Source organism: Streptomyces sp. NPDC005266 (assembly GCF_040607655.1).
Lineage (GTDB): Bacteria > Actinomycetota > Actinomycetes > Streptomycetales > Streptomycetaceae > Streptomyces.
Genome location: NZ_JBEXHC010000011.1, coordinates 134,896 through 140,913, shown reverse-complemented (window position 1 = coordinate 140,913; position 6,018 = coordinate 134,896). Strand labels below are relative to the sequence as shown.

Annotated in this window: 6 protein-coding genes and 1 other RNA gene; 6 read left to right on the top strand and 1 reads right to left on the bottom strand. The window is 68.7% G+C overall.

The genetic code is table 11. From position 1 onward, the window contains the following. Positions 1-476 precede the first annotated feature (476 nt). A complete protein-coding gene (locus ABZU99_RS21235; protein ID WP_355945190.1) occupies positions 477-1,199 on the top strand; it encodes a hypothetical protein in 723 nt (240 codons plus the stop codon). Between the two features lie 88 nt (positions 1,200-1,287). Here ABZU99_RS21235 and ABZU99_RS21230 read toward each other — a convergent pair whose 3' ends face one another. Beyond that, a complete protein-coding gene (locus ABZU99_RS21230; protein WP_355945187.1) occupies positions 1,288-1,488 on the bottom strand; it encodes a hypothetical protein in 201 nt (66 codons plus the stop codon). Positions 1,489-1,816: 328 nt separating this feature from the next. On the opposite strand from ABZU99_RS21230, the gene ftsE reads away from it, so the two are divergent. From ftsE to ssrA, 5 genes are all read left to right on the top strand, one after another. Next, complete coding sequence (ftsE, locus tag ABZU99_RS21225; protein ID WP_355945184.1) at positions 1,817-2,506, top strand: cell division ATP-binding protein FtsE; 690 nt, start codon at positions 1,817-1,819, stop codon at positions 2,504-2,506. Between the two features lie 9 nt (positions 2,507-2,515). Next, the gene (gene ftsX / locus ABZU99_RS21220; protein ID WP_355945181.1) at positions 2,516-3,427 is read left to right on the top strand and encodes a permease-like cell division protein FtsX; all 912 of its coding nucleotides are present in this window, start codon (positions 2,516-2,518) and stop codon (positions 3,425-3,427) included. 68 nt (positions 3,428-3,495) lie between these two features. After that, the gene (locus tag ABZU99_RS21215) at positions 3,496-4,695 is read left to right on the top strand and encodes a S41 family peptidase (RefSeq protein ID WP_355945179.1); all 1,200 of its coding nucleotides are present in this window, start codon (positions 3,496-3,498) and stop codon (positions 4,693-4,695) included. Positions 4,696-4,713: 18 nt separating this feature from the next. After that, positions 4,714-5,190 carry an SsrA-binding protein SmpB gene (gene smpB / locus ABZU99_RS21210; RefSeq protein WP_355945177.1) on the top strand — a complete coding sequence of 159 codons (477 nt, stop codon included), beginning with the start codon at positions 4,714-4,716 and terminating at the stop codon, positions 5,188-5,190. A gap of 189 nt (positions 5,191-5,379) precedes the next feature. Continuing rightward, positions 5,380-5,749: a transfer-messenger RNA gene (ssrA, locus tag ABZU99_RS21205) on the top strand. The last annotated feature ends 269 nt before the right edge of the window (positions 5,750-6,018 follow it).

Genomic DNA, 6,018 nt, shown 5'->3' with positions numbered 1-6,018 from the left:
GAAGTAACTCAGCCGTGCGGATTCCCTGCGGGAGAGGCAGCAAGCGCAGCCTCGAAGCGGGGATCCGCTGGCGCAGGCAGCGGGAGAAGTAACTCAACCGTGCGGATCTCCTGCGGGAGAAGCAGCAAGCGCAGCCTCGAAGTAGGGATCCGCTGGCGGAAGCAGCAGGAGAAGTAACCCCGTTCCGCCCCTCCTCAGGGCGCCCCAAGTGACCACACCCGCACGGTTTTTGGTCACAGTCCTGTGCCCATGCATCGCGCATCCACTTCCATAGCGGACATGTCGCCCGCAATGACCTTGACGGTGGTGTGAAAACTGGAAAGGCTGTCGCGCGGCATGCGTATGACTGGGGCGCGTGTGGAACGGGGACCAGCGGACCGCCCCACGGGCGGGGACCGCGGAATGAGACCCCCGGCGCCGTGGCCCCGTGCATGGCTGCTCCATTGACGAGTACAGCTACTGGGGGTAGCAGGCAGATGACGAAGAAGACGCGGCTGCGCGTGGCGCGAATAGCGGCCGGAGCGGTGATCGCCGCCGGCGCGTCGCTCACCGCCGCCGGCGCCGCATCGGCCGTCGGTATCGATGTCGGCGTCGCCGGCGTCAACGTGTCGGCCAACGCGGACGAGGAGGGTCTGAAGGCGGGCGTCAGCGTCGGCAAGCCCGACCCGACCGACGATCCGACCTCGATTCCGAATGAGCCGACGGACCCGCCGACCGACCCGACCGACCCGACCGACCCGCCGACCATCCCGACGGACCCGCCGACCATCCCGACCGACCCGCCCACCATCCCGACCGACCCGCCCACGGGCGACCCGACGGACCCGCCGACCGACGAGCCGACGGACCCGCCCACGGGCGACCCGACGGACCCGCCGACCGACGAGCCCACCGGTCAGCCGACCGACGGCTCGACCACCGCGCCCGGCGACAACGGCGACGACGACAACGGCAGCGGTGGCGGCAACGACCACACCTGCACGATGGACGTCTCCAGCACCAACTGTGACGACGACAACACCGGCACCGACAACGTCGGCTCCAAGCCGGTGCAGCAGGGCAAGCCCAAGGAGCAGCTGGCAGAGACCGGTGCCGGCGACCAGACGGCCTTCCTGCTGGTCGGCGCCGCGACGATGATCGCCGGTGGCATCGGCTTCCGCTTTGTGCCGCGTCTGGTGAACCGCAACAACGTGGCCTGATCACGCGCCTCACGCACGGCGAGGGGCCCGGAGCGCTGCAGCGCTCCGGGCCCCTTGTGCGTTTGTGCGTGCGATGCGTAACCGTACGTTACGCTGCGGTGGCCATCTCATGGGCGAGCACGGCCACCGCGATCAGCGCCACCAGCAGTGCTATCAGGGCAGCCGGCGTCAGCCCGGCGAACATGCCGTCCTGCTGCTGCAGGCGCTCCCTGCTGGCCCGGCAGACCGGGCAGCGGCCCTCGCTGACGGGGCTCGCGCAGTTGGCGCAGACGAGCCTGTCGTACGTCATGCGCTTTCTCCTCCCGCGCGGCGGTGCCGCAATAGACACGGGGCCAACGCTCAGGGAAAGGTGTTGGTTCCCCTTCCACTGTGCCAGCTTCCGCCCGGTTCGGCGCGCCCCGCTCGATTCCGTGCCGCATCCGTACCGTTTTCGTGGCCGTTCCGGATGGTTCAGCGGCCACTTTGTCAACCGTTTGCCCCCAATAGTGCCGTGAATCTGTGCACCTACCCCGGACGGCGACTGCGAGGTCATGCGCGGTTCGCGTATGGTCACGCTCACCGACGGGAGCCGCTCCGGCGGCAGCCCGTACCGCTAACCAGGTCACCGTGGTGCTCCAGTGATCCGATTCGACAACGTATCCAAGACCTACCCCAAGCAGAACCGTCCCGCACTCCGGGATGTCTCGCTCGAGATCGAGAAGGGCGAGTTCGTCTTCCTGGTGGGCTCCTCCGGGTCGGGGAAGTCGACCTTTCTGCGGCTGCTCCTCCGCGAGGAGCGCACCAGCCATGGCGCGGTCCATGTGCTGGGCAAGGACCTCGCGCGGCTGTCCAACTGGAAGGTGCCGCAGATGCGCCGCCAGTTGGGAACGGTCTTCCAGGACTTCCGGCTGCTCCCCAACAAGACGGTGGGCGAGAATGTGGCCTTCGCGCTCGAGGTGATCGGCAAACCGCGCGCCGCCATTCGCAAGACCGTTCCCGAGGTGCTCGACCTCGTCGGCCTGGGCGGCAAGGACGACCGTATGCCCGGTGAGCTCTCCGGTGGTGAACAACAGCGGGTGGCGATCGCCCGCGCGTTCGTCAACCGCCCGATGCTGCTCATCGCCGACGAGCCGACCGGCAACCTCGACCCGCAGACCTCCGTCGGGATCATGAAGCTGCTGGACCGGATCAACCGCACCGGCACCACGGTCGTCATGGCCACGCACGACCAGCAGATCGTGGACCAGATGCGTAAGCGCGTGATCGAACTTGAGAAGGGCCGTCTCGTCCGCGACCAGTCCCGCGGCGTCTACGGCTACCAGCACTGAAAGGACGCCATGCGCGCCCAGTTCGTCCTGTCGGAGATCGGCGTCGGTCTCCGCCGCAATCTCACGATGACCTTCGCGGTGATCGTCTCCGTGGCCCTCTCGCTCGCCCTGTTCGGCGGGTCCCTGCTCATGCGCGAGCAGGTGAGCACGATGAAGGGCTACTGGTACGACAAGGTCAACGTCTCGATCTTCCTCTGCAACAAGAACGACAAGGAGACCTCGGCCAACTGCGCGAAGGGCGCGGTCACCGAGGCCCAGAAGAAGGAGATCCGCTCCGAACTGGAGCAGATGAACATCGTCGAGTCCGTCCAGTTCGAAACCAGCGAGCAGGCGTACAAGCACTACAAGGAGCAGTTCGGCGACTCCCCGCTGGCCGACTCGCTGACCCCGGACCAGATGCAGGAGTCCTTCCGGATCAAGCTGAAGGACCCCGAGCGCTATGACGTGATCTCCACCGCCTTCGCCGCCCGTCCAGGGGTGCAGGAGGTCCAGGACCAAAAGGCGTTGGTCGACGACCTCTTCAACCTCCTCAACGGCATGAACTTCGCGGCGCTCGGTGTGATGACACTGATGCTGGTGGTCGCGTTGATGCTGATCGTCAACACGGTGCGGGTCTCGGCGTTCAGCCGCAGGCGGGAGACCGGGATCATGCGGCTCGTCGGCGCGTCCAGCTTCTATATCCAGATGCCGTTCATCATGGAGGCCGCCATCGCGGGGCTGCTGGGCGCGGGCTTCGCCTGCGTACTGCTGGTGTGCGGCCAGTACTTCCTGGTCAACAACTGGCTGGTGGACAAGATCGATGTGATCAACTTCATCGGCTGGGACGCGGTACTGGCCAAGCTGCCGCTGGTGCTGGCGATCGGGCTGCTGATGCCCGCTCTCGCTGCCTTCTTCGCGCTCCGCAAGTACCTCAAGGTGTGACATTCGCCTAGGGCGCCGTACCGTACAACCCGCCGTACGGCGCCTGTTGGTGCCCTACACTCACCGGCATGTCGGGCCCGTGTTTGTTCGTCCAGCCCCGCCGCATTCGCCGCGGGGCCGCCCTGACATTGGTCTTCGTGAGCGTGCTCGCCACCGGGGCGGCCGTCGGCTCCTGGGGCGCCGAGCCCGGGCCGGGCCGGGAGGCCGCCGCCGGCCGGATACCGGCCCATCCGGTCGGCTCCGTCGAGAGCGAGCAGGTCAAGGCGGCCGCCGCCGCGGCCCAGCAGGACGGGAAGTCCGCGTCCCAGGCCGCCCGCGAGGTGGTCAGCCGCAGCGGAGACCGATGGGGCGCGGTCTACAGCGCCCGCGAGTACGAGGGGTTCCGGCAGAAGCTCGACGGCGCGTACGTGGGCGTCGGGGTCTCCGCCCGCCAGGACGCCCACGGGCGGATCGAGGTCGAGCGTGTCCAGCCCGGCAGCCCCGCCCGCAAGGCCGGGCTCCGGGCCGGGGACCGGCTGCTCACGGTCGACGGCACCCGCGTGACCGGCCGGCCCGTCACTGAGGTCGTCGCCCGGCTGCGCGGCCACGCCGCCCGGTCGGCGGGCACCCCGGTGGTGCTCGGCCTCCAGCGCGGCGGGCACCACTGGCAGAAGACCCTGCACCGGGCACGGCTCGCCACCGAGCCGGTCACCGTCGACCACCTCGGCGACCGGAAGTCCGGCGCCGTCCGGATCAAGGTCGACTCCTTCACCAAGGGCTCGGGCGAGCGGATCCGCCGCGCGGTGCGGAGCACCCCGCGCGGCGATGGCATCCTGCTCGATCTGCGCGGCAACTCCGGCGGGCTGGTCACCGAGGCCGTCACCGCCGCCTCCTCCTTCCTCGACGGCGGCCTGGTGGCCACCTACGACGTCCGCGGCGACCAGCGCGTTCTCGACGCCGAACCGGGCGGCGACACCGACAGCCCGCTCGTGGTCCTCGTCGACGGCGGCACCATGAGCGCCGCCGAGCTGCTCACGGGCGCGCTCCAGGACCGCGGCCGCGCCGTCGTCCTCGGCTCCCGGACCTTCGGCAAGGGGTCCGTGCAGATGCCCAGCGAGCTGCCCGACGGCTCGGTCGCCGAGCTCACCGTCGGCCACTACCGCACCCCCGCCGGGCGTAATGTCGACGGTGAGGGAATCGCCCCGGATCTCACGGTCAGGGGCGACGACGGACCGACCGCCGAGGCACGGGCGCGCACGGTATTGAGTGGCCTCGGGGGCGGGTCCTAGTGCGAGAATGGCCGGACCATGGCTAAAGAGACGGGTCGCAAACTGATCGCGCAGAACAAGAAGGCGCGGCACGACTACCACATCCTGGACACCTACGAGTGCGGACTGGTGCTGACCGGGACCGAGGTGAAGTCGCTGCGCCAGGGCCGCGCATCCCTGGTGGACGGCTTCGCGCAGCTCGACGGCGGCGAGGCATGGCTGCACAACGTGCACATCCCCGAGTACAGCCAGGGTACGTGGACCAACCACTCGGCCCGCCGTAGGCGGAAGCTGCTGTTGCACCGGGCGGAGATCGACAAGCTGATCGGCAAGACCCAGGAGACCGGTCACACCATCGTGCCGCTGGCCCTCTACTTCAAGGACGGCCGCGCCAAGGTAGAGGTCGCGCTCGCCAAGGGCAAGAAGGAGTACGACAAGCGGCAGACGCTCCGCGAGAAGCAGGACCGCCGCGACGCCGATCGGGCGGTCTCCGCCGCCCGCCGCCGGCGGGCCTGACCTGGTTGACCTGACCCGGCGGGCCTGACCTGGTTGACCTGACCCGGCGGGCCTGACCTGGTTGACCTGACCTGGTTGACCTGACCCGGGGCGCGACGGGGGGAATGATGTGGCCCCGTCGCGTGTTGTTAACCTATGATGGCGGCAGCACCCGTCACAGGGTGTGTTGTCTGTTTGAAAAATCAACATGGGGATGATCGGTTTCGACACCGGCTGTCGAAGCAGGGGAAGCGAGCCGAGGAAGCGGCAATGATCTCGTAAACCATATGTCGCAACCAATAATCGCCAACACCAAGCGCGATTCCTTCGCCCTCGCTGCCTAAGTAGCGACTCGCGAAGTGTCAGCCCGGGGCTGTTCCCGACCCGGATCCTGGCATCAGCTAGGGAACTAAACCGCTAGGCCCGGTCACGGGGCGTAGCGGGAAATCAAACAGTGACTGAGCCCGTCGGAGACTCGTCCGCGTGATCTCCGGGGCCGAGAAAAGCACAGCGGACTGCGCTCGGAGAAGCCCTGTTTCCGCACCGGTGGACGCGGGTTCGATTCCCGCCATCTCCACTCGTCCCATGTACGACGAAGGCCCCGCCGCCCGGCGGGGCCTTCGTCGTGTCCGGGCTCGGGGCTCGGGGGCTCAGCCCTCCGCGTGGTACGCGATGACCTTGCCGGCGTCCTAGGAGAGGCCGACGCCGACCGCCCTCGCCGCCGCCGGCCGCCCTCGCCGCCGCCCTGCTGCCGGGCCGTCGACCTGTGTGGCGCCTACCGGCTGGGGCGCGCTGGGGGCCTCGGCGAGCCTGCCGGGCCCGGGGCCGGTCCCGGGCCGTCGACCTGTG

Excerpts from the sequence above, each read along its gene's own strand:
- ABZU99_RS21235 (WP_355945190.1), top strand. The coding sequence starts at position 477 with ATGACGAAGAAGACGCGGCTGCGCGTGGCGCGAATAGCGGCCGGAGCG.
- ABZU99_RS21230 (WP_355945187.1), bottom strand. The coding sequence starts at position 1,488 with ATGACGTACGACAGGCTCGTCTGCGCCAACTGCGCGAGCCCCGTCAGC.
- ftsX (WP_355945181.1), top strand. The coding sequence starts at position 2,516 with ATGCGCGCCCAGTTCGTCCTGTCGGAGATCGGCGTCGGTCTCCGCCGC.
- ABZU99_RS21215 (WP_355945179.1), top strand. The coding sequence starts at position 3,496 with ATGTCGGGCCCGTGTTTGTTCGTCCAGCCCCGCCGCATTCGCCGCGGG.
- smpB (WP_355945177.1), top strand. The coding sequence starts at position 4,714 with ATGGCTAAAGAGACGGGTCGCAAACTGATCGCGCAGAACAAGAAGGCG.